The organism is Pseudomonas sp. DVZ6 (genome assembly GCF_024259445.1).
Taxonomy (GTDB): Bacteria; Pseudomonadota; Gammaproteobacteria; order Pseudomonadales; family Pseudomonadaceae; genus Aquipseudomonas; species Aquipseudomonas peradeniyensis.
Map to the genome: position 1 here is coordinate 44,155 of NZ_JANCLM010000017.1, position 25,284 is coordinate 69,438.

Sequence of the window (25,284 nt, forward strand, 5' to 3'; positions counted from 1 at the left end):
GCACCTCTGTAGGAGCGGCCTTGTGCCGCGAAAGGGGCGCAAGGCGCCCCCGACGATCTCAATCAGTGAAACAGTACCGCCGTCTTCTGCAAGGTGATCCAAACCCCCCAGCCCAGCGGAATCACCACCACCGCCCAGGCCAGCAGCACCAATGGCAGACTGCCCGGCGCCGCATGCCACTCCAGCGAGCGTGCCGAATCGACACCTTTGTCATGGCTCAGCGCCCGCTCGGCAGCCAGTTCGGCATCGGTCATGAAGTACTTGTCCGCCACCGGCCGCACCAGCATGTTGCAGATGAAGCCCAGCACCAGCAGGCCGGCGAGGATGTACAGGGTCATGTCGTAGGCCGCGGCCCGCTCCACCCCCGCCGCCAGCTGCGCCTCGCGCAGGTAGGTGATCAGTACAGGACCGAGCACGCCGGCCGCCGCCCAGGCAGTCAGCAGGCGACCATGGATGGCGCCGACCATCTGCGTGCCGAACAGGTCGGCCAGGTACGCCGGCACGGTGGCGAAGCCGCCGCCATACATCGACAGGATGATGCAGAACGCCGCCACGAACAGCGCCACGTTGCCGATGTGCCCCATGTTCGGCACCAGGCTGTAGAGGCCCACGCCCAGGGCGAAGAAGGCGAAGTAGGTGTTCTTGCGGCCGATGTAGTCGGAGAACGACGCCCAGAAGAAGCGTCCGCCGATGTTGAACAGGCTCAAAAGGCCGGTGAAGCCGGCGGCAATGGCGGCAATCTGCGCCAGCTGCGCGGCGTTCAGCTCGCTGAAGGTCAACTCGTTGCCCAGCAGCTTGCCGGCGAACACTTCCTGCAGCAGCGGCGAGGCCATGCCGAGAATGCCGATACCGGCCGACACGTTCAGGCACAGCACCAACCACACCAAGGCAAATTGCGGGGTCTTCCAGGCCACGCTGACGTGCACGTGACGGTCGGTGACCATGGCGTTGGCCTTCTTCGCCGGCGGCGTCCAGCCCTCAGGCTTCCAGCCGGTCGGCGGCACGCGGTAGGCCAGGGCGCCAGCGGTCATGAACACGAAGTAGATCGCGGCCATGGCGACGAAGCTCTGCCATACGCCCACTTCGGTCGGGCTGGAGAAATGGCCCATCAGCGCGGTGGCCAGCGGCGCGCCCACCATGGCACCCCCGCCAAAGCCCATGATCGCCATGCCGGTGGCCATGCCGCGCTTGTCCGGGAACCACTTGATCAGCGTCGACACCGGCGAGATGTAGCCCAGCCCCAGGCCGATCCCGCCGATCACCCCCGAGCCCAGCCACATCAGCCACAGCTGGTGGGTCTTCACGCCGATCGCCGAGATCAGCAGGCCGCCGCACCAGCACAGTGCCGATACCAGGCCGGCCTTGCGCGGGCCGGCGTGTTCCAGCCAGCCGCCGAGCACTGCGGCCGAGCAGCCGAGGAACACGAAGAACAGGGTGTAGATCCAGCTGAGCATGGAAATCGGCCAGTCGCACTCGGCGCTGAACAGACGGGCGATGAAGCCCATGTCAGCGGCGCATGCCACTGGCGCGCTGACACCCAGGGCCTGGGACAGCGGCAACCAGAACACCGAGAAGCCATAGGCCATGCCAATGCACAGGTGGATCGCCAGGGCCGCCGGCGGCACCAGCCAGCGGTTGAAGCCCGGGCGGGCGATGATGCGCTCCTTCGACAGGAAGCCCGGCGCGCTTGCCGCCGCCCCCGCCGTGATACTGCTGTTCATGGATTGTTCCTTTTGTAGGTGGGCTGTGCGCGTGGACGGCTCTGCTTTGGCTGCACGCAAGGCAGCCCGGCCGCTTGGGCTGGCACCCCGCGACAATGGGTCGCGGGGGCTCCACGGGCGGGCGCAAGATTACCAGCAGGGGGTGACATGAAAGCAATCTGATATCGTGTTTTTTTCGCTAGCTGAATCGGTATTTCGTGTATTCAGGTGAGGTTGTGTCGCCTGTTCGGGCCTCATCGCGGGGCAAGCTCGCTCCCACGCAAGTCCATGCCGCTCTCGGTCATGCGTGGGAGCGGGCTTGCCCCGCGATGAGGCCCGAGCAGGCAATAAATGAACTGTCGCCATTGCCACTGTCGAAATGTCGGATACGCAGAGCCAAGTGCCACGGCGCTATACTCGCCGCTGAATTTCTAAATCGGACTACAAGGACTCGCCCATGAAAGCGTTCGGCAAAATCCTGGGGCTGGGGCTTCTCGGGTTGTTGCTGATCATCGTGGCGCTGGGCTTCGCCCTGAGCCACCTCTTCGATCCCAACGACTACAAAGACGAAATCCGCAAGCTGGCCCGCGACAAGGCCCATGTGGAGCTGACCCTCAACGGCGACATCGGCTGGAGCCTGTTCCCCTGGCTGGGCCTGGAGCTGCACGAGGCGAGCATCGCCACGCTGAACAACCCCAAGGTGCCGTTCGCCGACCTGCAGATGCTCGGCCTGTCGGTGCGCGTGCTGCCGCTGCTGCGCCGCGAAGTGCAGATGAGCGATGTGCGGGTCGAAGGCCTCAACCTGACCCTGACCCGCGACGCCAATGGTCACGGCAACTGGGAAGACATCGGCAAGCCACTGCCGCAGCCGACCGTCGCCGGCGCACCTGCCAGCACGCCCGCCGAGGCGTCGGACACCGTACCCGCCAAACCAGAGGCCAGCGAACGTTCGGTCAAGCTTGATATCGACAGCCTGACCGTCAACAACGCCCGCGTGCTCTACACCGACGAGAAGGCCGGGCAGACCTACGGCGCCGAAAGCATCCAGCTGAGCACCGGCCCCGTGCACGAAGGCGCGAACATCGCGCTAAAGGCCAGCGCCTTCCTCAGTGCCAGCCAGCCGAACATCAAGGCGCGCACCGAGCTGACCGGCGAGCTGCGCTTCGACCGCAAGCTCAAGCGCTACAACCTGGAAGACATGCGCCTGTCCGGCGAGACCTCGGGCGAGCCGCTGGCCGGCAAGACCCTGACCTTCGTCGCCCAAGGGCAGGTGCTGGTCGACCTGGCGGCCAATGTCGCGTCCTGGAGCGGCCTGAAGGTCTCGGCCAACCAGCTGCGCGCCCTGGGCGAGCTGAACGTGCGTGATCTGGACAAGGCCCCGCAGGTCAGCGGCGGCCTGTCCATCGCCCAGTTCGACCTGCGCACCTTCCTCGACGGCATCGGCCACCCGCTGCCGGCCACCGCCGACCCGGCGGCGTTCAAGAAACTGGAGCTGGTCACCCGCCTGCAGGGCACGCAGAGCAGCCTGGCCCTGGAAGACCTGGCAGTGAAGCTGGACGACAGCACCTTCACCGGCCGTGTCGCCGTGGACGATTTCGCCAAGCAAGCGTTGCGTGTGCGCCTCAAAGCCGACACGTTCAACGCCGATCGCTACCTGCCGGCCAAAAGCGAACAGGCCAAGGGCGCCACGGCGGCACGCCAGGCCGAGGTCAAGCAGCAGGAGGCCACCGCCGTCGCTGGCGCGGGCACCACACCGCTGCCCGACGCACCGACCCAGGTGGCCTGGAGCAACGACAAGCTGTTGCCGGTCGACCGCCTGCGCGCCCTGGACCTGCAGGCCGACCTGTCGTTCGGCGCGCTGACCCTGGACAAACTGCCGATCAGCGACGCACAGCTGACCGCCAGCGGCCAGGCCGGCCTGGTCACCCTGCAGACCCTGCGCGGCGGCCTGTACAACGGCACCTTCGAGGCCAAGGGCACTGTCGATGTGCGCCCCGCCGTGCCGCAGATCGGCGTGAACACCAAGATCAATCGCGTGCCGGTGGAGCACTTCATCAAGCGCGAAAGCCCGGACCAGGCGCCGCCGGTCAAGGGCCTGCTGACCCTGAACAGCGACCTCACCGCCACCGGCAACAGCCAGAAGGCCCTGGTCGATACGCTCAACGGCAACGCCAGCTTCACCATCAACGACGGCGTGCTGGTCAACGCCAACCTGGAACAGCAACTGTGCCAGGCCATCGCCACCCTCAACCGCAAGCAGCTCAGCGGCGAACAGCGGGGCAAGGACACACCGTTCCAGGAGCTGCGCGGCAGCCTGGTGGTGCGCAACGGCGTGGCCAGCAACCCGGACCTCAAGGCGCGCATCCCGGGCCTGACCGTCAACGGCCATGGCGACCTCGACCTGCGCGTACTGGGCATGGACTACAACGTCGGCGTGATCGTCGAGGGCGACCAGCGCGCCATGCCCGACCCGGCTTGCCAGGTCAACGAGCGCTTTACCGGCGTCGAAGTGCCGCTGCGCTGCCGTGGCCCGCTGGAGCTGGGCGCCAAGGCCTGTCGCCTGGACCAGGACGGCCTGGGCAAGGTCGCCGCGAAGCTGGCCGGCAACCGCCTGAAGGACAAGATCGATGAAAAACTCGAAGAGAAACTCGGAGACAAAGTGAGCCCGGAACTCAAAGATGCGCTCAAGGGGCTGTTCAAACGATGAGCCCCCAGCAGTTCTCCAGCGCCGTGCTGGACTGGTACGACCAGCACGGCCGCCACGACCTGCCCTGGCAACAGGGCATCACCCCGTATCGGGTGTGGGTCTCCGAAATCATGCTGCAGCAGACGCAAGTCAGCACCGTGCTCAACTACTTCGACCGTTTCATGCAGGCCCTGCCGACCGTGCAGGCCCTGGCCGAGGCGCCGGAGGACGAGGTGCTGCACCTGTGGACGGGCCTGGGCTACTACACCCGCGCCCGTAACCTGCAAAAAGCCGCGAAGATCGTCGTCGAGCAGCATGGCGGCGAGTTCCCGCGCAGCGTCGAGCAACTCACCGAATTGCCCGGCATCGGGCGCTCCACGGCAGGCGCCATCGCCAGTATCAGCATGGGCATCCGCGCGCCGATCCTCGACGGCAACGTCAAGCGCGTGCTGGCCCGCTTTACCGCGCAGGCAGGCTACCCCGGCGAGCCGAAAGTAGCCAACCAGCTATGGGCCACCGCCGAGCGCTTCACACCGATGACCCGGGTCAACCACTTCACCCAGGCGATGATGGACATGGGCGCCACGCTGTGCACCCGCAGCAAGCCCAGTTGCCTGATCTGCCCGTTGCAGCGCGGCTGCGAAGCCCACCTGCACGGCGAGGAGACCCGCTATCCCGAGCCCAAGCCGCGCAAGGCCCTGCCCCAGCGCAAGACCCTGATGCCGCTGCTGACCAACCACGAAGGCGCGATCCTGCTCTATCGCCGCCCCTCCACCGGCCTGTGGGGCGGCCTGTGGAGCCTGCCGGAGCTGGACAGCCTGGAACAGCTCGACGACCTCGCCTACCAGCACGGCCTGCGCCTGAGCGGCAGCCAGGCCCTGGACGGTCTGACCCACACCTTCAGCCATTTCCAGCTGGCCATCGAACCCTGGCTGGTGCGTGTCGAGCCCGTCGGCTCGCACGTGGCCGAGCCCGACTGGCTCTGGTATAACCTCGCCACCCCGCCGCGCCTGGGCCTCGCCGCCCCGGTCAAGAAGCTGCTGCAACGCGCGGCCGACGAATTGATTGCAGGAGAGAAGCCATGACCCGCACCGTGAAGTGCCGCAAGTACAACGAAGAACTCCCCGGCCTGGACCGCCCGCCCTATCCCGGCGCCAAGGGCCAGGACATCTTCGAAAACATCTCGCAGAAGGCCTGGAAGGAGTGGCAGGACCACCAGACCATGCTGATCAACGAGAAGCGCCTGAACATGATGAATGCCGAGGACCGCAAATTCATCCAGGCCGAGATGGACAAGTTCTTCGCCGGTGAGGATTACGCCCAGGCCGAAGGCTACGTTCCGCCCTCGAATTGACCCACGAATCGTAAGCGACGGAATTAATTTAAATTTTTTTGAAAAAGTCGTTGACGGCCTCTGAGAAAATCTATTTAATTCACCCCGTCGCCCAGATAGCTCAGTCGGTAGAGCAGAGGATTGAAAATCCTCGTGTCGGCGGTTCGACTCCGTCTCTGGGCACCACCTTCAAGCTTCTGGTGGTTGCAAAGTTACCCGAAGCGACACAAAAAACCCGCCTAGTGCGGGTTTTTTGTTGTCTTCAGTTTTACCCCAGGAATCCTTCGCCCCTGGTTGATCGATATCAAAATGCCTCCCTTCGCGCCTGCATAGGATGGAAGGTGGACATTCGACCGACCCCCGCAAGGACCTCCATGAGCGAAGAATCCGCCACCCTCCTCCTGCCAGCGCCCGCCGAGGCCGACAGCAGCCCCAAGCCAGCCCCTCGCCCTCGTCGCCCACGCCAGCGCAAGCCGGCCACCAGCACCGCCGCGCAAGAGACCATCACCCAGGTCAGCCAGCAGCCCGCCGCCCTGGAAGTGGCCAATGCCCGCAAAGGCAGCAACGAAGACAGCACCTCGGCCCGCCTGCCGGCCAACTACCCCTACCGCACGCGCATGCGCCGCCAGGACTACGAGAAGGCCAAGCATGACCTGCAGATCGAGCTGCTCAAGGTGCAGAACTGGGTGAAGGAAACCGGCCAGCGCATCGTCGTGCTGTTCGAGGGCCGTGACGCCGCCGGCAAGGGCGGCACCATCAAGCGCTTCATGGAGCACCTGAACCCGCGCGGCGCGCGCATCGTTGCACTGGAGAAGCCCTCCGAGCAGGAGAAGGGCCAGTGGTACTTCCAGCGCTATGTCCAGCACCTGCCCACAGCCGGTGAAATGGTGTTCTTTGACCGCTCCTGGTACAACCGCGCCGGGGTCGAGAAGGTCATGGACTTCTGCTCGCCCCTGCAATACCTGGAGTTCATGCGTCAGGCGCCGGATCTGGAGCGCATGCTGTGCAACAGCGGCATCCTGCTGTTCAAGTTCTGGTTCTCGGTGAACCGCGAGGAGCAGTTGCGCCGCTTCATCTCCCGTCGTGACGATCCACTCAAGCACTGGAAGCTGTCGCCCATCGACATCAAGTCGCTGGACAAGTGGGAGGACTACACCGCGGCCAAGGAGGCGATGTTCTTCCATACTGACACCGCCGATGCGCCATGGACGGTGATCAAGTCGGACGACAAGAAGCGGGCGCGGATCAACTGCATTCGCCACTTCCTGCATTCGCTGGATTATCCGGGCAAGGACCACAGCGTGGCGCATGCGCCGGATCCGCTGCTGGTCGGGCGGGCTTCGCGGGGGTTCGAGGAGGATGAGCCGGCAGTGCTGGCAGGCTGAATCGCTGGGGCTGCTGCGCAGCCCTTTCGCGGCGCAAGGCCGCTCCTACAAATCATACGCGCCCCCTGTAGGAGCGGCCTTGTGCCGCGAAAGGGGCGCAAAGCGCCCCCTGCATTCAAACGTCTATATCCACCTCGCCCAAGTGCCCACCATACGGTCCGAAACTGCGCTCGACCATCTGCCGCCGCCCCTGGTCATCGACGATCAGCACCGTGCTCGCCCGCGTCCCATAGTTCTGGCTGGCGATGAACACGCTCGACAGCAGCCTTTCGGTGGCAAGCCCCACGCCGGTCTCCGGCAACTCGCCGTCCGGCGCGGGCTGCGCATCGCCCAGCAGGGCCAATAGCCGTTGCGGATCGGCGGCCTCGAGCAATCCCTCAAGCCCACTGCGCGCCTTGACCAGCTTCGGCCACGGCGTATCCAGCCCGGCATTCGACAGCCCGTAGACACCAGGCTCCAGCAAGCGCGGCGCGGCCTCGCGGGCATGCAAGTAGCCCAGCCGCCCGCCATCGCCCACCAACAGGTTGAACCCCGAGTACTGCTCGCTGCGGCTGGCCACCTGGTCCAGGTAGGCCTCGACCCCCAGTTCGCCCTGCAGGTACGCCGCCACCAGCTCGCCCCGTGAGCGCGGCCCCGGTGGCTGGCGCGGGTCGCGGATGTTGGTCAGCGCGGCGAAGCGCCCGTTCGGCCCCACGCCAAGCCAGGTTCCGCCAGCCTCCAGGTCGCGTCCGGCATGCACGCCTGGGGCATCCTCCCAGGCGGCCAGGGCCTGGGTTGGCCGGGCATAGAACTCGTCGCGGTTGGCTGCGACGATCAGCGGCCGGGCCGTCCCCGGCCGCCAGGCGAATACGATCAGGCACATAGGTTGTCCCCTGTGTTTTCGGCCACTCTACCCGCGCCGCCGACCGCTATCCATCATCTGACACAGAGTTCACTAGAGCGCCGGGCTTGGCTTCCGTTACCATGCCGGATTGTTTTCCACTGGGGCCACGAATGGAATTCGCTCTCTATCTGCTGTTGGGCGCCTGCGCCGGGGTGCTGGCCGGGCTGTTCGGCGTCGGTGGCGGCATCATTATCGTGCCGGTGCTGGTGTTCAGCTTCACCCTGCAGGGCTTTGACCCTTCGGTGCTGACTCACCTGGCGGTCGGCACGTCGCTGGCGACCATCGTCTTCACCTCGATCAATGCCGTGCGCGAGCACCAGCGCAAGGGCGCGGTGCAATGGCCGATCTTCGCCTGGATGACCGTGGGCATCCTGCTCGGCGCGCTGGTCGGGGCCAAGACCGCCTCGCTGATCCAGGGTCCGATGCTGCAGAAGATCATCGGCGTGTTCGCCCTGGTGATCGCCGCGCAGATGGCCCTGGACCTCAAGCCCAAGGCCAGCCGCGGCATCCCCGCAAAGCCTGGGTTGACCGCCGCCGGCGGGGTGATCGGCTGGGCCTCGGCGATCTTCGGCATCGGTGGCGGTTCGCTGACCGTGCCGTTCCTCACCTGGCGCAGCCTGCCCATGCAGCAGGCGGTGGCCACCTCGTCGGCCTGCGGCCTGCCGATCGCCCTGGCCAGTGCCCTGGGCTTCATCTGGCTGGGCTGGCACGAGGAACACCTGCCGGCCCACAGCCTGGGCTACGTCTACCTTCCGGCGCTGGTCGGCATCGCGGCCACCAGCATGTTCTTCGCCCGCTACGGCGCGCGTCTGGCGCACAAGCTGTCGCCGCGTGTGCTCAAGCGCCTGTTCGCCGCGCTGCTGTTCTGCGTCGGACTCAGCTTCCTTATCTGAACCTAGAGGAAAGACAATGCTGCCTTACCCGCAGATCGACCCGGTGGCCGTGGCCCTCGGTCCACTGAAAATCCACTGGTACGGCCTGATGTACCTGATCGGCATCGGCGGCGCCTGGCTGCTGGCCTCGCGCCGGTTGAACCGCTTCGACCCGACCTGGAGCCGCGAGAAACTCTCCGACCTGGTGTTCTGGCTGTCGATGGGGGTGATCGTCGGCGGGCGCCTGGGCTACGTGCTGTTCTACGATCTGCATCAGTACCTGGCCAACCCGACCTTGATCTTCGAAGTGTGGAAAGGCGGCATGTCGTTCCACGGCGGTTTCATCGGTGTGATGCTGGCCGCGCTGTGGTTCGGCAAGCGCAACAACAAGTCGTTCTTCGAGCTGATGGACTTCGTCGCGCCGCTGGTGCCGATCGGCCTGGGCGCCGGGCGTATCGGCAACTTCATCAACGCCGAACTGTGGGGCAAGGCCACCGACGTGCCGTGGGCAATGGTGTTCCCGCCGTTCAGCGACCCGGCCCAGCTGCCGCGTCACCCGTCGCAGCTGTATCAGTTCGCCCTCGAAGGTGTGGCATTATTTGTCATCCTTTGGCTGTACTCGCGCAAGCCGCGCCCGACCATGGCCGTTTCCGGCATGTTCGCGCTGTTCTACGGCATCTTCCGCTTCATCGTGGAGTTCGTGCGGGTACCCGACGCCCAGCTGGGCTACATCGCCTTCGGCTGGTTGACCATGGGTCAGTTGCTCTGCGTGCCGATGGTCGTCGGCGGCATCTTCCTGATCTGGTGGGCCTACAACCGTAAACCGTCGGCCAAGGCCACCGTCTGATTTCCACGGCAGGGGTGATTCCCTGCCGTTTTTGCTACAGGTAAGCCATGAAACAGTATCTAGATCTGGTCCGTGACGTCATCGACAACGGCACGCTGCAGGAAAACCGCACCGGCATCCGCACCATCAGCCTGCCGGGCGCCATGCTCAAGTTCGACCTGCAGAAAGGCTTCCCGGCCATCACCACGCGCAAGCTGGCGTTCAAGTCGGCGATCGGTGAGATGGTGGGCTTTTTGCGCGGCGTGAAGAACGCCGGCGAGTTCCGCGAGCTGGGCTGCAAGGTCTGGGACCAGAACGCCAACGAGAACGCCCAGTGGCTGGCCAACCCGTTCCGCCAGGGCCATGACGACCTCGGCGAGATCTACGGCGTGCAGTGGCGCCAGTGGCCGGGCTACAAGCGCATCCCGCTGAGCAACCCGGCAGCCATCGAGATGGCCGAGCAGGCAGGTTTTCGCCGCATCGCCCAGGACGAAGAGGACGGCCAGGCGTTCGTCATCCTGTACAAGGCCATCGACCAGGTGCGCCAGTGCCTGGACACCATCGCCAACGACCCGGGCAGCCGCCGCATCCTGTTCCACGGCTGGAACTGCGCCCAACTGGATGAAATGGCCCTGCCGCCGTGCCACCTGCTGTACCAGTTCCACCCGAATGTCGAGACCAAGGAAATTTCCCTGACCCTCTACATCCGCTCCAACGACCTGGGCCTGGGCACGCCGTTCAACCTCACCGAAGGCGCGGCGCTGCTGTCGCTGTTCGGCCGCCTGACCGGCTACACCCCGCGCTGGTTCACCTACTTCATCGGCGACGCCCATGTGTACGAGAACCACCTGGACATGCTGGGCGAGCAGATGAAACGCGAACCGCTGGCCGCGCCGAAGCTGGTGATCAGCGACCGCGTGCCGGCATTTGCCGAAACCGGCAGGTACGAGCCGGAGTGGCTGGAGAAGATCGAACCGAGCGACTTCTGGCTGGAAGGCTACGAGCACCATGCGCCGATGACGGCGCCGATGGCGGTCTGACAGATCTTCATCGCCTGAGCTGACGCAATCGCGGGGCAAGCCCGCTCCCACGCAGGTTATACACAGCCGGCGTGGGAGCGGGCTTGCCCCGCGATGCTTTTGGCATCAATGCCCGTGACTGCGCCCCACATGGGAATGCTCGGTCTCCGGCACCGTCACCGCCCCATTGGTTTCCAGCTGCTGCAGAATCGCGCACTCCGCCCCCTGCGCATTGCACTGCTGCCTCAATTCCACCAGCTGCGCCTGCAGCGCCACCAGCCCGTCGATCCTCGCCTGCACATGCTCGATATGCGCGTCGATCAGCGCATTGACGCTGCCGCATGAGCCGTCGGGGCTGTCGCGCAGGCCCAACAGGCTGCGGATTTCATCGAGAGTCATGTCCAGGGTGCGGCAGTTGCGGATGAAGGTCAGCCGTTCGACATGGGCCTGGGTGTAGAGCCGATAGTTGCCGTCGCTGCGGGCGGGCTCGGGCAGTAGTTGCTCGCGTTCGTAATAGCGGATGGTCTCCACGGCGCAGTCGGTGGCCTTGGCCAGTTCTCCGATCTTCATGGCAAATCTCCAGCAGAGGGCTTGACCCTATAGTGGCTACAGGGTGTTCACTTGGCAACAACCCACTCTGCGGATAACTGCAGAGGCCAGTGCTCAGTTAAGGATGATTCCATGAACCAGCCTGTCAGCCCCGACCACAAGCATGACCACGCGCATGGCCACGAGCCCCACGCCCACAGCTGCTGCTCCAGCAAGGCTGCCCCGGCCCTGGTGCAGCTGACCGAAAAGGCCAGCGCCCAGGCGCAGCTCAGCCGCTTTCGCATCGAGGCCATGGACTGCCCTACCGAACAGACGCTGATCCAGGACAAGCTGGGCAAGCTGGCCGGCATCGAGCAACTGGAGTTCAACCTGATCAACCGCGTGCTCGGCGTGCGCCACACGCTGGCCGGCACCGCCGAGATCGAGCGGGCCATCGACAGCCTGGGCATGAAGGCCGAGCCGCTGGCCGCCGAGGACGACGGCAGCGCCGTTGCGCCGCAGGCAGCCAAGACCCGCTGGTGGCCGCTGGCCTTGTCGGGTATCGCGGCGATCGCCGCAGAAATCGTGCACTTCTCCGGCAAGGCGCCGGAGTGGGTGGTTGCCGCCCTGGCATTGGCGGCGATCCTCGGCTGCGGCCTGGGCACCTACAAGAAGGGCTGGATCGCCCTGAAGAACCACAACCTCAACATCAATGCCCTGATGAGCATCGCCGTGACCGGCGCCGTGCTGATCGGCCAGTGGCCGGAAGCGGCCATGGTCATGGTGCTGTTCACCATCGCCGAGCTGATCGAGGCACGCTCGCTGGATCGCGCGCGCAATGCCATTGGCGGCTTGATGCAACTGGCGCCGGACCTGGCCACCGTGCAGCAGGCTGACGGCCAGTGGCGCGAGCTCGACGTGCGCGAGGTGCCGATCGGCACCCTGGTGCGGGTGCGTCCGGGCGAGCGTATCGGCCTGGATGGCGAGGTGGTCAGTGGCCAGTCCAGCGTCGACCAGGCGCCGATTACTGGCGAGAGCCTGCCGGTCGAGAAGGCCGTGGGCGACAAGCTGTTCGCCGGCACCATCAACCAGGCCGGCGCCCTGGAGTACCGCGTCACCGCCGCCGCCGGCCAGTCGACCCTGGCGCGGATCATCAAGGCCGTCGAGGAGGCCCAGGGCGCCCGTGCGCCGACCCAGCGCTTCGTAGACCAGTTCTCGCGCATCTACACCCCGGTAGTGTTCGCCGTGGCCCTGGCCGTGGCGGTGATCCCACCGCTGTTCATGGCCGGCGCCTGGTTCGACTGGATCTACCGCGCCCTGGTGCTGCTGGTGGTGGCCTGCCCGTGCGCGCTGGTGATCTCGACCCCGGTGACCATCGTCAGCGGCCTGGCGGCAGCGGCGCGCAAGGGCATCCTGATCAAGGGCGGCGTGTACCTCGAAGGCGGGCGCAAGCTGGACTTCCTCGCCCTGGACAAGACCGGCACCATCACCCACGGCAAGCCGGTGCAGACCGACAGCAAGGTACTCGACCCGCTGTTCGAAGGCCGGGCCCAGGCCTTGGCCGCCAGCCTGGCTGCCCGCTCCGATCACCCGGTGTCCGGTGCCATCGCCCTGTTTGCCAAGGACCAGAGCCTGACCTTGAGCGAGGTCAGCGATTTCGCCGCCCTGGCCGGTCGCGGTGTGCGCGGTGATATCGAGGGCCAGACCTACCACCTGGGCAACCATCGCCTGGTGGAAGAGCTCGGCCTGTGCTCCCCGGAGCTTGAAGCGCAGCTCGATGTGCTGGAGCGCCAGGGCAAGACCGTGGTGCTGTTGCTCGACCGCTCCGGCCCGCTGGCGCTGTTCGCCGTGGCTGATACGGTCAAGGACAGCAGCCGCCAGGCCATCGCCGAACTGCACGCGCTGGGCATCAAGACTGTCATGCTGACCGGCGACAATCCCCACACCGCCCAGGCCATCGCCGCCCAGGTGGGGATCGATCGCGCCGAGGGCAACCTGCTGCCGGCGGACAAGCTGGCCAGCATCGAGCGCCTGTACGGCGAGGGCCACCGGGTCGGCATGGTCGGAGACGGCATCAACGACGCACCGGCCCTGGCCCGTGCCGAAATCGGCTTCGCCATGGCCGCCGCCGGCACCGACACCGCCATCGAGACCGCCGACGTGGCGCTGATGGACGATGACTTGCGCAAAATCCCGGCGTTCGTCAGGCTGTCGCGCCAAAGCGCGGCGATCCTCACCCAGAACATCGTGCTGGCCCTGGGGATCAAGGCGATCTTCCTGGCAATCACCTTTGCCGGCATGGCCACCATGTGGATGGCGGTGTTCGCCGACATGGGCGTGAGCCTGCTGGTGGTGTTCAACGGCTTGCGCCTGCTGCGCAAATAGGCGCACGCAGCGCAGAACAGAGGTTATCCACAATGCTGAGCGCCGAGCTCAAAGCCTTCTACATGGTGGCCCGTCTGGGCAGCATCACCCTGGCGGCGAAGAAGCTCGGGCTCAGCCAGCCGACGGTGACCACGCAGATTCGCAATCTCGAAGGCCAATACAACGTCGAGCTGTTCTACCGCGGTGGCCGGCGCCTGGTGCTGAGCGAGGAAGGCGTGCGCCTGCTGCCGATGGTCAAGGCACTGCTGCAGCAGGAGGCCGACATCGAGTTCGAGCTGCGCAACAGCGGTCAGGCCCAGGGCAGCCTGCGCATCGCCGCCACGGCGCCCTACTACATCCTCGACCTGGTGAAGATCTTCCGCGAGCGCCTGCCCCAGGTGGAAGTGGCAGTGGAAATCGGCAACTCGCAGCAGGTGCTGGAGATGCTCGAGGATTACCGGGTGGATATCGCCGCGTCCTCACAACTGCTCGAGGATGCGCGCCTGGTGCGCCGGGTGCTGGGCACCGACCCGCTGGTGGTGGCGGTGCACCGCAATCATCCGCTGGCCCAGCGTCAGGCGGTGTCCATCGACGTGGTGGCCGGGCATTGCCTGCTGATGCGCGAGCAGGGCTCGACCACGCGCAAGCTGACCGAGCAGATGATGCAGGAGGCCAACGTGAAGGCTGGAGCGCAACTAGAGATCGGCAGCCGCGAATCAATACGCGAGGCGGTGCTACGCAACATCGGCATCAGCATCATTGCCCGCCACGAGGTGCCGCATAACCCGGAGCTACGGGTGCTGGTGCTGGAGGATGCGCCGGTGATGCACGAGTACCTGTATTGCCTGAAGGAGCGGCGCCAGGCGCGGTTGCCGGCGGCTTTTCTGGGCGTGGCGCAGGAAGTGGTTGGCTCGCAGTTCTGAAACGGCCTGCAATGACCTTATCGCCGGCAAGCTGGCCTGCCGGCGATGGCGCAGTGGGTTATTTCACGTTGACGGTGATCTTCTGCGACTCGACGCTCGGCTTGAACGGCACGTGGTACTTGTCACCCAGCACCAGTTGCAGGGTGTGCTTGCCCGGCGTGAGAGTGATGCTCGCCTCGGTCTGCGCCTTGCCGAAGTGCAGCACTTGCGGACCTGCCGGCAACGGCGCGTTGTTCTCCGGCATCAGGCTGGTGGGCAGCGGCTGGTCGGCCAGGGGGGCCTTGTCCACGTCCACCAGCAGGTGGTGATGGCCAGAGTGCGGGGTCTGGTCACCCGCAGGCTTGAGGTCCATGCCTTCGATGCCGAACTTGACGGTGAAGGTCTTGTCGACCGTGGCCCCGTCGGCGGGCGAAACGATGAAGACCTTGGCGCCTTCCGGTGGCTGCTCGCTCTTCAGGGCATCCGCGGCACTGGCGAACACCGACGCCCCCATCAGCAGACCGGCGACGGCACCACGCGAAAATAGGCTTTTCATTCACTTCTCCTGTGATTCACTTCAATTGACCGCTATCACTTAAACGAAGTACGGCGGTACTTCACCATAGTCCAGCTCGGCCGGCAGAGGTTCAAAAACAGGGACAGAAATATTTCAGGGCAGAAGAAAACCTTGCCGCGACCTGGAGGTCATAGGCTGCGTTCGACCGGGGCAGACGAGAAAGCCACGGCGAATGCACTTCATCTGCCGAACAAGAAAGGGGCACTCATGCGTTTGACCATTGGCATTCTGCTGGCGGTACTGTTCAGCCCACTGGCCCAGGCCGAACTGATCGACGAAATCAATGACCGTGGCGAACTGCGCATCGCCGTGCTTGGCGACGCGCCACCCTATGCGTTCAAGGAGAACGAACACCTGACCGGCTTCGAGATCGAGTTGGGCCAGGCCCTGGCCAAGGAGCTGGATGTGCGGGCCGAGTTCGTCGAGATCGCCGCCGAAGAGGTGCTTCCTGGGGTGGAGAGCGGCAAGTTCGACATGACCTTCAACCAGCAAGACGCCAAACTGAGCGATAAGCTCGACGCCATTCGTACCCCGGCCAACCAGAAACTGGTGATCCCGTACCAGAAGGGTAATCCAGCCTTCGAGACGGCGGTGACCAATGCCCTGCAGCGGATCAAAGACGATGGGCGGTTGGCTGAGCTGGAAAGCAAATGGCTTACGGCTGCGCGCGAGACTAGCGCCGAACAATAGTAATGCTAACAATGCAGGTCTGCACCGACCTGTAGGAGCGGCCTTGCCGAGGCGTCGGACCGGCCGGAAAGGGCTGCGTAGCAGCCCCAGGATTGCAGTGTTGACGCAGAGATAGCCGGGGCCGCTTTGCGGCCCTTTCGCGGCACGAGGCCGCTCCTACAGGTGGGGACCAAGCAACGCTCGCTGCGCGTCTTCCAGCTCCAGCTCGCTGAACACCTGCACCCCTTCTCTACGCAGCAAGGCCGTGGTCACCCCTTCCCCCGCCACCTTTACACCGCTGAAGCTGCCGTCATAGGTCTGCAGGTTGCCACACGACGGGCTGCCGGACTTGAGCACCGCCACACGGATGCCATGCCGGCGCACCAGCTCCAGCGCCAGTCGGGCCCCGGCCAGAAACGCCTCGCTGACATCGTCGCCGGTCACCGTCAGCACCTGTGCCTGCCCATCCAGTACCTGGCCGCCCTGCCCGCCCGGAATCTCCGCAGGCGGTCGCGGCGTCGGCAAGCCACCGGCCACCTCCGGGCACAGCGGCACCACCCGGCCTTCGGCCTGCCAGCGCTGCAAGATGTCGGGATGGCCGCTGGCACGCCCGTCATAACGCACCGGCTGGCCCAGCAGGCAGGCGCTGACCAGCACCTTCGGCCGCTCAGAACGGGTCATTGCCACGGCGCCGGAACCAGCCGGTCAACGACAGGCGCTCACGCCCGGCCGGGAGCACTTCGTGCGGCACTTCACCCGACAGGAACACCACCAGGCTGCCCGCCACCGGCTGCACGTCGTGTTCGACACCGTCCTGCAGGAACATCCGCAGCTGCCCGCCATCCTCCGGCTGCCAGCCTTCATTGAGGTAGAACACGGCCGACACCATGCGCCGGTCGTCGTCACGGAAACGGTCGAGATGACGCTTGTAGAAAGCCCCCGGCGGATACAGGGCAAAATGACATTCGAAGTCCTCCAGCCCCAGGAACAAGCCCTGATTGATGGCCTGGCGCAGGCTGTCCATCGCGCCCAGGTAGCGGTCGCAGACCGCCGACTCGCCGGGGTCGAGCCACTGGATCTGGTCGCCACGGATCGCCTCGCGGATCTCCTGCGCGGCACCGCGACCAATGCTGGCAGGGTTGAGCTCGCCTTCGGCGTGACGGCGACGGCATTCGGCCGCCAGCGCGCGCGACAGCTCGTCGGGCAGGAAGAGAGGTTGCTGCGACCAGCCACGGGTGGCCAGGTCGTCGACGATCGTCGACAGCAGAGGATGTTCGAAAGGAGTGTGCATGGCGCATCATAGCCATTCGCTAATCGCTCGCACAGCGCCACTTGGTCAGGAAGCGCCGCTGGCGACTCGACAAAGCCCCGCCACGCCTAGGACAATAGCGGCCTGCCGACAGGAGTCCTGAATGCGCCGTCTGTTTTCCCTGCTTCTGCTGATGATCTGCACCATGCCTGTCTGGGCAGACAGCCTCGATCAGCTGTACAAGGCCGCCGGCTGGCCCGACCAGCGCGCCCATTTCAACGATGCCGTGAGCGCCGCCCAGCAGCGCTACCGCAACAGCCTGCCGCCTGCCGTCTACCAGGCGCTGGTCAACAACAGCAACCAGCGCTTCCAGGCCCAGGCCATGGACCGCCGGGCCCAGGCGCAGCTGCGGGCCAACCTGGCGAACCCCTCGCCGGCCCTGGCGTTCTTCCAGTCGCCACTGGGGCGCAAGGTGGTGGCCGCCGAGCTGCTGGCCACGCGCAAGGACCAGCTGGCGAAGAACGCCAAGGGCCTGCCGAAGGTCCAGGCCAGCGACAACCGCCTGCTGATCGTCGGCCACCTGGCCCAGGCCCTGCCGGCCCGCGAAGCCGGCGCCGAGGTCAGCCTGGCAATCGCCGGGGTGGCGGCCGACAGCCTGAGTTCGATGCTGCCCGGCCTGTTCGGCGGCGGCCAGGCGCAGAATCTGCTCGATGGCCAGCGCCAACGCCTGATGAACCAGGTCGGCGAAGACCTGAACAACACCCTGCTGTACGTCTATCGCGACCTGTCGGACGCCGAGCTGGAGCAATTTGCCACCTTCGCTGAGTCCCCCGACGGCCAGGCCTACTACAAGGCGGCAGTGGCCGCGGTACGCGCGGCTCTGGCCGTGGGCCAGAACGCCGCCGAGCTGAAGTGATCAACCCAGGCGCTGGCCGATGAAGTCGAAGTAGCGCTGGCGAATGCCGGGCAGCTCGTTGGCCAGGTGATGCCGCGCCTCGGGCAGCATGAGGATCTGCGGCTCGGCGAACTTGGCCTTGAGCACCTTGAGGTTGTAGGGCCAGTCCACCGTGCCGTCCGCCTCGCCCTGCACGATCAGGGGCTGGCGTGTGCTGCGCGGCGCAGCTTCGATACGCCGGACCCACTTCATCAGCGCCCCGACCCAGGCGGTCGGCAGGCGCCGTGGCTGCAGCGGATCGGCCTCGAGAAAGGGCAGGAAGGCCGGGTCATTGGTGTTTTCACTGAAACGCCGCTCGATGCCGTTGACGAAGTGGCGCAGCACCCGATAGCTCAGTTTCGACCAGTGCCAGGCACGCGGGCGCACCAGGGGCGCCAGCAAGATCACCTGGCCGTCGACCGGGCTGCGCTCGCCCTGATGCAACAGGTGATCAACCGCGATCGCCCCGCCGGTGCTCTGTCCACACAGATGCCAGGGTCGCGGCAGTTCCAGCAGACGGGCCTGCTCAAACAGCGCATCGAGCACCTGCTGGTAGATGCCGAAATCATCGATGCTGGCACGCTCGCCGCTGGACAGGCCATGGCCGGGCAGGTCGCAACCGATCACCGCGTAGCCCTGGCCCAATGCCCACGCGATCACATGCCGGTACAGGCCCATGTGATCGTAATAGCCGTGCAGCAGGAACAATGTCGCCACCGGTTGCTCCGGCAGCCAGAGCTGGCCGACCAGATCGAAGCCCGCCACCTGGAAGCCACCCAGCCAACTGCGCGCGGGCAGATCCAGGCCGTAGAAGCGCTGGTAGGCCTGGCCCTGGGCGGACAATGGCTGGCGATCGACGAGGGGCGACAGGCTGGTACGCAGCGGGTCGGGATTGAAGCTGGCGGGCATCGGTACATCCAGTGTGCAGCAAGTATTGATCTGCGATATTCAGCTCTGGGCTGCGTCATGGCAAGCTTGGCTCCTCCCTCCGACGAACAATGCGACCTCGTGGGAGCGGGCTTGCCCCGCGATGGCAGCGCCAGACTCACAGGCGCCATCGCGGGGCAAGCCCGCTCCCACGCAAATCGCGCCAAGGCCCCCATGGCGAAGCGACTTCTCACACTCCTTGTACTGCTACTCTGCGCCACCGTCCTCTGGTGGGCCTACGACAGCTTCCAGTCCCGCTACCTGCGCACCTTCGACAACCAGACCACCTTCTTCGACGGCAGCCAACTGCGCCTGCCCCCCGAGCTGGCAGGCCCGGGCCCGATCCGCGTGGTGCACTTCTGGGACCCGGCCTGCCCCTGCAACGTCGGCAACCAGCAGCACCTGGGCGAACTGGTCGAGCACTTCGCGCCGCAGGGCGTCAGCTTCCATGTCGTGCAGCGCCCGGGCAGCCACGGCCAGTTGCCGGCCAACCTCGCCGCGCTCAAGCCCCTGGCCAGCCTGCCCGGCAGCGAGCAGCTGCCAGCCACCCCCGCCGTGGCGATCTGGGACCGCGACGGTAACCTCGCCTACTTCGGCCCCTACAGCGAAGGCGCGGTGTGCAACTCCAGTAACAGTTTCATCGAGCCGATCCTCACGGCGCTAAATGAAGGCCGCCGGGTGCAGGCATCCAATACCCTGGCCGTCGGCTGCTATTGCCCCTGGACCGAATGACGCGCCCACGCTGTTTTTTACCGAGGGGCATGAAAGTGCCTTCCGGGGCTATGCTCAGTTCGCGCATCCGCCGATGATCGGCGCACATTTTTCGCTCGAACGTACAAGGAGTCTCGATGAAGCGCAGCCTGACCTTGCTGGCGGTGGTGATCGCCGTGGCCGCCGCAGGCACCGGTTACTGGTACGTGCAAGGCAAACAACCGCAACGTGACGGCGAGGTGGCCGTCGGCGGGTTGCAGGCGCCGGTCAGCGTGCGCTTCGATGCCCGCGGCGTGCCGCACTTGCAGGCGCAGAACGAGCAGGACCTGTACCGCGCCCTGGGCTACGTGCATGCCCAGGACCGCCTGTTCCAGATGGAGATCATGCGCCGCCTGGCCCGCGGTGAACTGGCCGAAGTGCTGGGCGACAAGCTGCTGCCCACCGACACCCTGTTCCGCAGCCTGCGCATCCGCGACCAGGCGGCCCTGATGGCGCAGCGCCAGGACCGCCAGTCGCCGGCCTGGCAGGCGCTGCAGGCGTACCTGGACGGCATCAACCAGTGGCAGGCCGGCCACCCCAAACCGATGGAGTTCGACCTGCTCGGCATCCCGCCACGCCCCTTCACCGCCGAGGACACCCTGAGCATCGCCGGCTACCTCGCCTACAGCTTCGCCGCGGCATTCCGTACCGACCCTGCGCTGACCTACATCCGCGACCAGCTCGGCCCCGAATACCTGAAGATCTTCGACCTCGACTGGCAGCCCGACGGCGCCGTGGCCACGCCCCTGGCCGCCGCCGACTGGCGCAGCCTCGAGCAGCTGGCGCGGCTGAGTCACGACGCCCTGGGCGACGCCGGCATCCCGCAGTTCGAGGGCAGCAACGCCTGGGCCGTGGCCGGCAGCCGCACCCGCAGTGGCCGGCCGCTGCTGGCGGGCGACCCGCATATCAGCTTTGCCGTGCCGGCAATCTGGTACGAGGCGGAGCTGTCGGCGCCGGGGTTCAACCTGTATGGCTACTTCCAGGCACTCAACCCGTTCGCCCTGCTCGGCCACAATCGCGACTTCGGCTGGAGCCTGACCATGTTCCAGAACGACGACGTCGACCTGATCGCGGAGCGGACCCATCCGCAGGATCCCGAGCAGGTGATGGTCGATGGCCGCTGGCAGCCACTGGAAAAGACCGAGCAGAAGATCGCGGTCAAGGGCGCGGAACCTGCCAGCATCACTCTGCGCCGCTCGCCCCACGGGCCGATCGTCAACAGCGTGCTCGGCGATACCGCAGGCCCGACGCCCATCGCCATGTGGTGGGCGTTCCTGGAAACCGACAACCCGATTCTCGAAGGCTTCTACCAGATCAACCGCGCCGACACCCTGGGCAAGATGCGCGAGGCGGCGGCCAAGGTCCAGGCGCCTGGATTGAACCTGGTATGGGCCAACGCCCGGGGTGACATTGGCTGGTGGGCAGCGGCGCGCCTGCCGATCCGCCCGGACGGCGTCAACCCGGCGTTCATTCTCGATGGCGCCAGCGGCCAGGCCGCCAAGCCGGGCTTCTACCCGTTCAGCGCCAACCCGCAGCAGGAGAATCCGGCGAGCGGCTACATCGTCTCGGCCAACTACCAGCCGCCCGGCGCAATCCCCGTGCCCGGCTACTACAACCTGGCCGATCGCGGTCGTCAGCTCGATCGCCAGCTGAGCGACCCGGACATCAAGTGGGACACCCAGAACAGCCAGGCCCTGCAACTGGACACCAGCACCGACTATGGCCCGCGCACCCTGGCGCCGCTGCTCGGCACCTTGCGCAATATCGCCCAGGGCGACGAGGAGAAGGAGCTGGTCGAGCAGTTGGCTGCCTGGCGCGGTGATTATCCGCTGGACTCCACCAGTGCCACGCTGTTCAACCAGTTCCTCTACGAACTGGCGTTCGCCGCCCTGCACGACGAGCTGGGCGACACCTGGTTCCCGGTGCTGATCAGCACCCGCGCCATCGACGCCGCCCTGCCGCGCCTTGCCGCGGACCCGACATCGCCCTGGTGGAACCAGCGCGGCGCCAGCGAACGCACCGACCGTGGCGCCATCGTGCGCCAGGCCTGGCAACGCAGCCTCAAGCACCTGCGCGAGACGTTCGGCAAGGATCCGGCCAGCTGGCAATGGGGCAAGGCCCACACCCTCACCCACAACCATCCGCTGGGGGTGAAGAAGCCGCTCAACCTGCTGTTCAATGTCGGCCCGTTCGCCGCCCCCGGCACCCACGAGGTGCCGAACAACCTGTCGGCGAAGATCGGCCCGGCGCCCTGGCCGGTCACCTATGGGCCTTCCACCCGTCGGGTGATCGACTTTGCCGACGCAGGCGCCGCGTTGACCATCAACCCGGTCGGGCAGAGTGGCGTGCCGTTCGACCGGCATTACGGCGATCAGGCCGAGGACTATATCGAGGGGCGCTATCACAAGGCTCGGATGGGGGTGATTCCGGCGCAGAGTACGTTGCGGCTGGTGCCGGCTGATTGATTCATCCCATCGTGGGGCAAGCCCGCTCCCACGCACGACCTTTGCCACCTGTGGGGGTAAGCCCGCTCCCACGTACGACCTTTGCCACCTGTGGGGGCAAGCCCGCTCCCACGCATGACCTTTGCCATCTGTGGGGGCAAGCCCGCTCCCACGCTTGACCTTTGCCAGTTGTGGGCTTGTCCCGCGATCAGCAGACGAGGCTCAACCCTGCCACTTGCCGCCTTCGACGATGACGCTCTCAGGCTTGGTGTCGTCGCTCAATTCCTTGCGCACGTACTGGTCGTACAGCTTGAGCAGGAATTTCTCCTCGCCCAGCTTGGCCAGCTCGCTGTTCACCCAGTCACGCAACTCGGTGTTGCCCTTCTTCACTGCCGGAGCAATCGGCGCCTCGTCGCCCAGCAGCTGCGGCAGCACGCGGTAGCCCGGGTTCTGCTTGGCCCAGCTGAACAGGATCAGGTTGTCCTGGGCATAGGCATCGCCACGACCATTGGCCAGGGCGGCCAGCGACTCGGTGTTCTTCTCGAACTTGAGCAGCTTCCAGTCCGGGTGATTCTTGGTCAGCCAGATATCGGCGGTGGTGCCGGTGGTGACGATGATGGTCTTGTCGGCCAGGTCGTCGAGCTTCTGTACCGGGCTGCCGTCGGCGACGATGGCCTGCACCGCCACGCGCAGGTTGGGGTTGGTGAAGTCCACCGCGTCCTTGCGCTCGGGGGTGACGGTCATGTTGGCGAGGATCAAGTCGACCTTGTCGCTCTGCAGGAACGGAATGCGGCTGGCGGGCTCGACGGCGACGAACTCGACCTTGCTTTCATCGCCCAGCAGGTCCTTGGCGAAGCGGCGGCCGATGTCGGTGTCAAAGCCCACGTAGCGGCCGCTTTCATCGACGAAGCCGAACGGTGGCTTGTCGGTGAACACGCCGACGATCAGCTTGTCGCGGGCCTTGATGGTTTCCAGGTAGCTGGTGGCCGGCGAGGCCGCGGCGGGCTTGGCCGGGTCTTCGGACTTGTTGCAGCCGACCAGCAGGGCCAGGCCAAGCAGTGGAGCGAGCAGTTTGGCGAACGGGGCAGTCTTCATGACAGTTCCTTGTGCAGTGTCTTGGGCAGGCTTTCGACGAACGAGAATTTCTCCAGGAACTGCTGCGCGCGTGCGGTCTGCGGTTGGGTGAAGAAGCGCTCAGGGTGGTTCTGTTCAAGGATCCTGCCGGCCTCCATGAACACGATGCGATCGGCCACCGCGCGGGCGAAGGCCATTTCGTGGGTGACGATGAGCAGGGTCATGCCTTCGCGGGCCAGGCCCTGGATCACCTGCAGCACTTCCTTGACCATTTCCGGGTCGAGGGCGGCGGTGACCTCGTCGAACAGCATCACCTGGGGGTTCATGCACAGCGAGCGGACGATGGCGATGCGTTGCTGCTGGCCACCGGAAAGCTGGCGGGGAAAGGCGTCGCGCTTGTCCAGCAGGCCTACCCGGGCCAACAGCGCCTCGGCCTGGGCCTGGGCCTCGCGGCGTTCGCGCTTCTGCACCTTCAGCGGGCCCAGCAGCAGGTTGTCGATCACGCTCATGTGGCCGAACAGGTGGTAGCTCTGGAACACCATGCCGACCCGCTGGCGCACCTGGCGCCAGTCGGTGCCGGGGCCGAGCAGCTCCTGGCCGTCGAGGCGCAGGCTGCCGCCCTGGGCCTCCTCCAGGCCGTTGAGGCAGCGCAGCAGGGTGCTCTTGCCGCAGCCGCTGGGGCCGAGGATCACCACCACCTCGCCGGCCTGGACCTTGAGGTCGACGTCCGCGAGCACCTGGTGCTGGCCGAAGAACTTGTTGAAGCCTTGGAATTCGATCAATGGATTCATGCGTGGGCCCAGCGACGCTCCAGCACGCGGGAGGCGGCCGACAGCGGATAGCAGACAAGAAAGAAGAACAGCAACAGCGCGCCGTAGATCAGCACCGACTCGTAGGTGCGCTCGATGATCTGCTGGCCCGCCTTGATCACTTCGACCACGCCGATCAGCACCGCCAGCGAGCTGGTCTTGATGATCCGCGTGTAGATGTTGATGGTTGGCGGGGTCATGCGCTTGAGTGCCTGGGGCAGCAGCACGTAGCCATACAGCTGCCAGCCGCCCAGGCCGATCGACAACCCCGCCTCGCGCTGCCCGCGTGGCAGCGACTGCAAGGCGCCGCGCACCACCTCGCCGACCTCGCTGGCCCCCCACAGGCCCAGCACCAGCACCGCGCACCAGAAGCTGGGGATGCTCAGGCCGAAGAAGATCGGCAAGCCGAAGAACACCAGGTACAGCCAGACCAGCACCGGGATCGCACGGAACAGCTCCAGGTACACCTGCAGCAGGATGTTCAGCCAACGGTTGCCGAGGGTCGCCAGCACGCCGTAGAGCACACCGCCCAGGGTCGCGAGCAGAATGCTCAGCGCCGAGATTGCCAGCGTCTGCCCCGCGCCCGTGGCCAGTTGCGGCAGCGAAACCAGCAGCAGCTCAATGCCCGAACTGGCCATGTTGCAGCCTCCGTTCCAGGTAGCGCAGCAGCAGCGACAGCGGCAGGAAGATCAGCACGCAGAGCAGGGTCAGCACGGCGAGCATTTCGTAGGTCTTGTAGAACAGGGCGATGTAGTTCTTGGTGGTGTAGAGGATCTCCGGCACCGCCACCGCCGACACCACGGTGGTCTCCTTGAGCAGGAAGATGAAGTTGGCGAACAGCGCCGGCAGGCTGAGGATGCCGGCCTGGGGCAGGATCACATGGCGCAGCAACTGGCCCTCGGAGAGCCCTATGGAGCGCCCGGACTCCAGCTGCGCCCGCGGCACGGCCTCGACCCCGGCGCGCAGCACCTCGGTGAGATAGGCACCGCCCATGAAGGTCATGGTGATGATCGCGGCGGCAAAGCCCGACACTTTCACGCCCAGGCCGGGCAAGGCGAAATAGACGAAGAACAGCTGGATCAGCAGCGGTGTGTTGCGGGCCAGTTCCACGTAGCCCTTGACCAGGCGCCACAGGTACGGCGTGCGCAGCACCAGGATCGTCGCGTTGAGCAGGGCCACCAGCAGCGAGGTGACGATGGCGATCGCCCCGACTTGCAGGGTGACACCAACGGCCTTGAAGAAGGCCGGCAGTGTGCTAAGCATGAAAGCGGTGTCGAAGCTCATGGAAGGGGCCTCGACACGAGGTCACGAAGGTACGGCATGGGGCAGGTCCAGGATCGGCACGAGGGTGGC

At 65.8% G+C, this 25,284-nt stretch carries 24 protein-coding genes and 1 tRNA gene; 14 read left to right on the forward strand and 11 right to left on the reverse strand.

All coding sequences use genetic code 11. The annotated features are described in order from the left end of the window. Positions 1 to 62: 62 nt before the first annotated feature. Complete coding sequence (locus NMG10_RS12090; protein WP_203649679.1) at positions 63 to 1,721, reverse strand: OFA family MFS transporter; 1,659 nt, start codon at positions 1,719 to 1,721, stop codon at positions 63 to 65. Between the two features lie 436 nt (positions 1,722 to 2,157). On the opposite strand from NMG10_RS12090, the gene NMG10_RS12095 reads away from it, so the two are divergent. From NMG10_RS12095 to ppk2, 5 genes are all read left to right on the forward strand, one after another. Then, a complete protein-coding gene (locus tag NMG10_RS12095) occupies positions 2,158 to 4,407 on the forward strand; it encodes an AsmA family protein (protein WP_254464425.1) in 2,250 nt (749 codons plus the stop codon). Continuing rightward, a complete protein-coding gene (mutY, locus tag NMG10_RS12100) occupies positions 4,404 to 5,471 on the forward strand; it encodes an A/G-specific adenine glycosylase (RefSeq protein ID WP_254464426.1) in 1,068 nt (355 codons plus the stop codon). The genes NMG10_RS12095 and mutY overlap by 4 nt, the downstream gene beginning before the upstream one ends. Next, on the forward strand, positions 5,468 to 5,740 hold the full coding sequence (locus NMG10_RS12105) for an oxidative damage protection protein (protein WP_110734368.1): 273 nt from the start codon (positions 5,468 to 5,470) through the stop codon (positions 5,738 to 5,740). The genes mutY and NMG10_RS12105 overlap by 4 nt, the downstream gene beginning before the upstream one ends. 89 nt (positions 5,741 to 5,829) lie before the next feature. After that, positions 5,830 to 5,905 (forward strand) — tRNA-Phe (locus NMG10_RS12110). 188 nt (positions 5,906 to 6,093) lie between these two features. Beyond that, a complete protein-coding gene (ppk2, locus tag NMG10_RS12115; protein WP_254464427.1) occupies positions 6,094 to 7,104 on the forward strand; it encodes a polyphosphate kinase 2 in 1,011 nt (336 codons plus the stop codon). 115 nt (positions 7,105 to 7,219) lie between these two features. On the opposite strand, the gene NMG10_RS12120 is transcribed toward ppk2, so the two are convergent. Then, the gene (locus tag NMG10_RS12120; RefSeq protein WP_232855011.1) at positions 7,220 to 7,966 is read right to left on the reverse strand and encodes an NRDE family protein; all 747 of its coding nucleotides are present in this window, start codon (positions 7,964 to 7,966) and stop codon (positions 7,220 to 7,222) included. A gap of 131 nt (positions 7,967 to 8,097) precedes the next feature. On the opposite strand from NMG10_RS12120, the gene NMG10_RS12125 reads away from it, so the two are divergent. From NMG10_RS12125 to NMG10_RS12135, 3 genes are read left to right on the forward strand one after another with little or no spacing between them, the layout of a single operon-like run. Further along, on the forward strand, positions 8,098 to 8,880 hold the full coding sequence (locus NMG10_RS12125; RefSeq protein ID WP_232855010.1) for a sulfite exporter TauE/SafE family protein: 783 nt from the start codon (positions 8,098 to 8,100) through the stop codon (positions 8,878 to 8,880). A 16-nt stretch (positions 8,881 to 8,896) separates the two neighbouring features. Continuing rightward, entirely contained in the window at positions 8,897 to 9,706 is an 810-nt protein-coding gene (lgt, locus tag NMG10_RS12130) for a prolipoprotein diacylglyceryl transferase (RefSeq protein ID WP_186732418.1), read from the forward strand. Between the two features lie 47 nt (positions 9,707 to 9,753). After that, positions 9,754 to 10,725, forward strand: a complete 972-nt coding sequence (locus tag NMG10_RS12135; RefSeq protein ID WP_232855009.1) for a thymidylate synthase — start codon at positions 9,754 to 9,756, stop codon at positions 10,723 to 10,725. A 105-nt stretch (positions 10,726 to 10,830) separates the two neighbouring features. Here the strand turns inward: NMG10_RS12135 and cadR are convergent, their stop codons facing one another. Next, complete coding sequence (gene cadR, locus NMG10_RS12140) at positions 10,831 to 11,274, reverse strand: Cd(II)/Pb(II)-responsive transcriptional regulator (protein ID WP_203649648.1); 444 nt, start codon at positions 11,272 to 11,274, stop codon at positions 10,831 to 10,833. A gap of 111 nt (positions 11,275 to 11,385) precedes the next feature. Here cadR and NMG10_RS12145 point away from each other — a divergent pair, with 111 nt between their 5' ends. Next, entirely contained in the window at positions 11,386 to 13,617 is a 2,232-nt protein-coding gene (locus NMG10_RS12145; protein ID WP_232855008.1) for a heavy metal translocating P-type ATPase, read from the forward strand. A gap of 32 nt (positions 13,618 to 13,649) precedes the next feature. Continuing rightward, on the forward strand, positions 13,650 to 14,519 hold the full coding sequence (locus tag NMG10_RS12150) for a LysR family transcriptional regulator (protein ID WP_232855007.1): 870 nt from the start codon (positions 13,650 to 13,652) through the stop codon (positions 14,517 to 14,519). A 58-nt stretch (positions 14,520 to 14,577) separates the two neighbouring features. Here NMG10_RS12150 and NMG10_RS12155 read toward each other — a convergent pair whose 3' ends face one another. Next, positions 14,578 to 15,054: a DUF4399 domain-containing protein gene (locus NMG10_RS12155; RefSeq protein WP_254464428.1), complete on the reverse strand. Its 477-nt coding sequence runs from the start codon at positions 15,052 to 15,054 to the stop codon at positions 14,578 to 14,580. A 228-nt stretch (positions 15,055 to 15,282) separates the two neighbouring features. On the opposite strand from NMG10_RS12155, the gene NMG10_RS12160 reads away from it, so the two are divergent. Then, on the forward strand, positions 15,283 to 15,765 hold the full coding sequence (locus NMG10_RS12160; RefSeq protein ID WP_232855006.1) for a transporter substrate-binding domain-containing protein: 483 nt from the start codon (positions 15,283 to 15,285) through the stop codon (positions 15,763 to 15,765). 156 nt (positions 15,766 to 15,921) lie between these two features. Here the strand turns inward: NMG10_RS12160 and NMG10_RS12165 are convergent, their stop codons facing one another. Together NMG10_RS12165 and NMG10_RS12170 are read right to left on the reverse strand one after the other, a co-directional pair. Beyond that, positions 15,922 to 16,425 (reverse strand): DUF523 domain-containing protein, encoded by a 504-nt coding sequence (locus tag NMG10_RS12165; protein WP_203649637.1) that lies wholly within the window; start codon positions 16,423 to 16,425, stop codon positions 15,922 to 15,924. Next, entirely contained in the window at positions 16,412 to 17,035 is a 624-nt protein-coding gene (locus NMG10_RS12170; RefSeq protein WP_232855005.1) for a 2OG-Fe(II) oxygenase, read from the reverse strand. Before NMG10_RS12170 ends, NMG10_RS12165 begins: the two co-directional genes overlap by 14 nt. A 121-nt stretch (positions 17,036 to 17,156) precedes the next feature. On the opposite strand from NMG10_RS12170, the gene NMG10_RS12175 reads away from it, so the two are divergent. Continuing rightward, positions 17,157 to 17,909 carry a DUF2059 domain-containing protein gene (locus NMG10_RS12175; protein ID WP_232855004.1) on the forward strand — a complete coding sequence of 251 codons (753 nt, stop codon included), beginning with the start codon at positions 17,157 to 17,159 and terminating at the stop codon, positions 17,907 to 17,909. Here the strand turns inward: NMG10_RS12175 and NMG10_RS12180 are convergent, their stop codons facing one another. After that, entirely contained in the window at positions 17,910 to 18,836 is a 927-nt protein-coding gene (locus NMG10_RS12180) for an alpha/beta hydrolase (RefSeq protein WP_203649631.1), read from the reverse strand. It lies immediately after the preceding gene. Positions 18,837 to 19,028: 192 nt separating this feature from the next. Between NMG10_RS12180 and NMG10_RS12185 the strand changes: the two genes are divergently transcribed. Next, a complete protein-coding gene (locus NMG10_RS12185) occupies positions 19,029 to 19,586 on the forward strand; it encodes a DUF6436 domain-containing protein (RefSeq protein WP_232855003.1) in 558 nt (185 codons plus the stop codon). A 116-nt stretch (positions 19,587 to 19,702) separates the two neighbouring features. Then, positions 19,703 to 22,069: a penicillin acylase family protein gene (locus NMG10_RS12190; RefSeq protein WP_254464429.1), complete on the forward strand. Its 2,367-nt coding sequence runs from the start codon at positions 19,703 to 19,705 to the stop codon at positions 22,067 to 22,069. A 201-nt stretch (positions 22,070 to 22,270) separates the two neighbouring features. Here the strand turns inward: NMG10_RS12190 and NMG10_RS12195 are convergent, their stop codons facing one another. From NMG10_RS12195 to NMG10_RS12210, 4 genes are read right to left on the reverse strand one after another with little or no spacing between them, the layout of a single operon-like run. Next, positions 22,271 to 23,143, reverse strand: coding sequence for a transporter substrate-binding domain-containing protein (locus NMG10_RS12195; protein WP_203649622.1), 873 nt, complete (start codon positions 23,141 to 23,143; stop codon positions 22,271 to 22,273). Then, entirely contained in the window at positions 23,140 to 23,913 is a 774-nt protein-coding gene (locus tag NMG10_RS12200) for an amino acid ABC transporter ATP-binding protein (protein ID WP_254464430.1), read from the reverse strand. The genes NMG10_RS12195 and NMG10_RS12200 overlap by 4 nt, the downstream gene beginning before the upstream one ends. Further along, entirely contained in the window at positions 23,910 to 24,569 is a 660-nt protein-coding gene (locus tag NMG10_RS12205; RefSeq protein ID WP_203649617.1) for an amino acid ABC transporter permease, read from the reverse strand. The genes NMG10_RS12200 and NMG10_RS12205 overlap by 4 nt, the downstream gene beginning before the upstream one ends. Then, a complete protein-coding gene (locus NMG10_RS12210; protein WP_254464431.1) occupies positions 24,550 to 25,215 on the reverse strand; it encodes an amino acid ABC transporter permease in 666 nt (221 codons plus the stop codon). Before NMG10_RS12210 ends, NMG10_RS12205 begins: the two co-directional genes overlap by 20 nt. Positions 25,216 to 25,284: the final 69 nt, after the last annotated feature.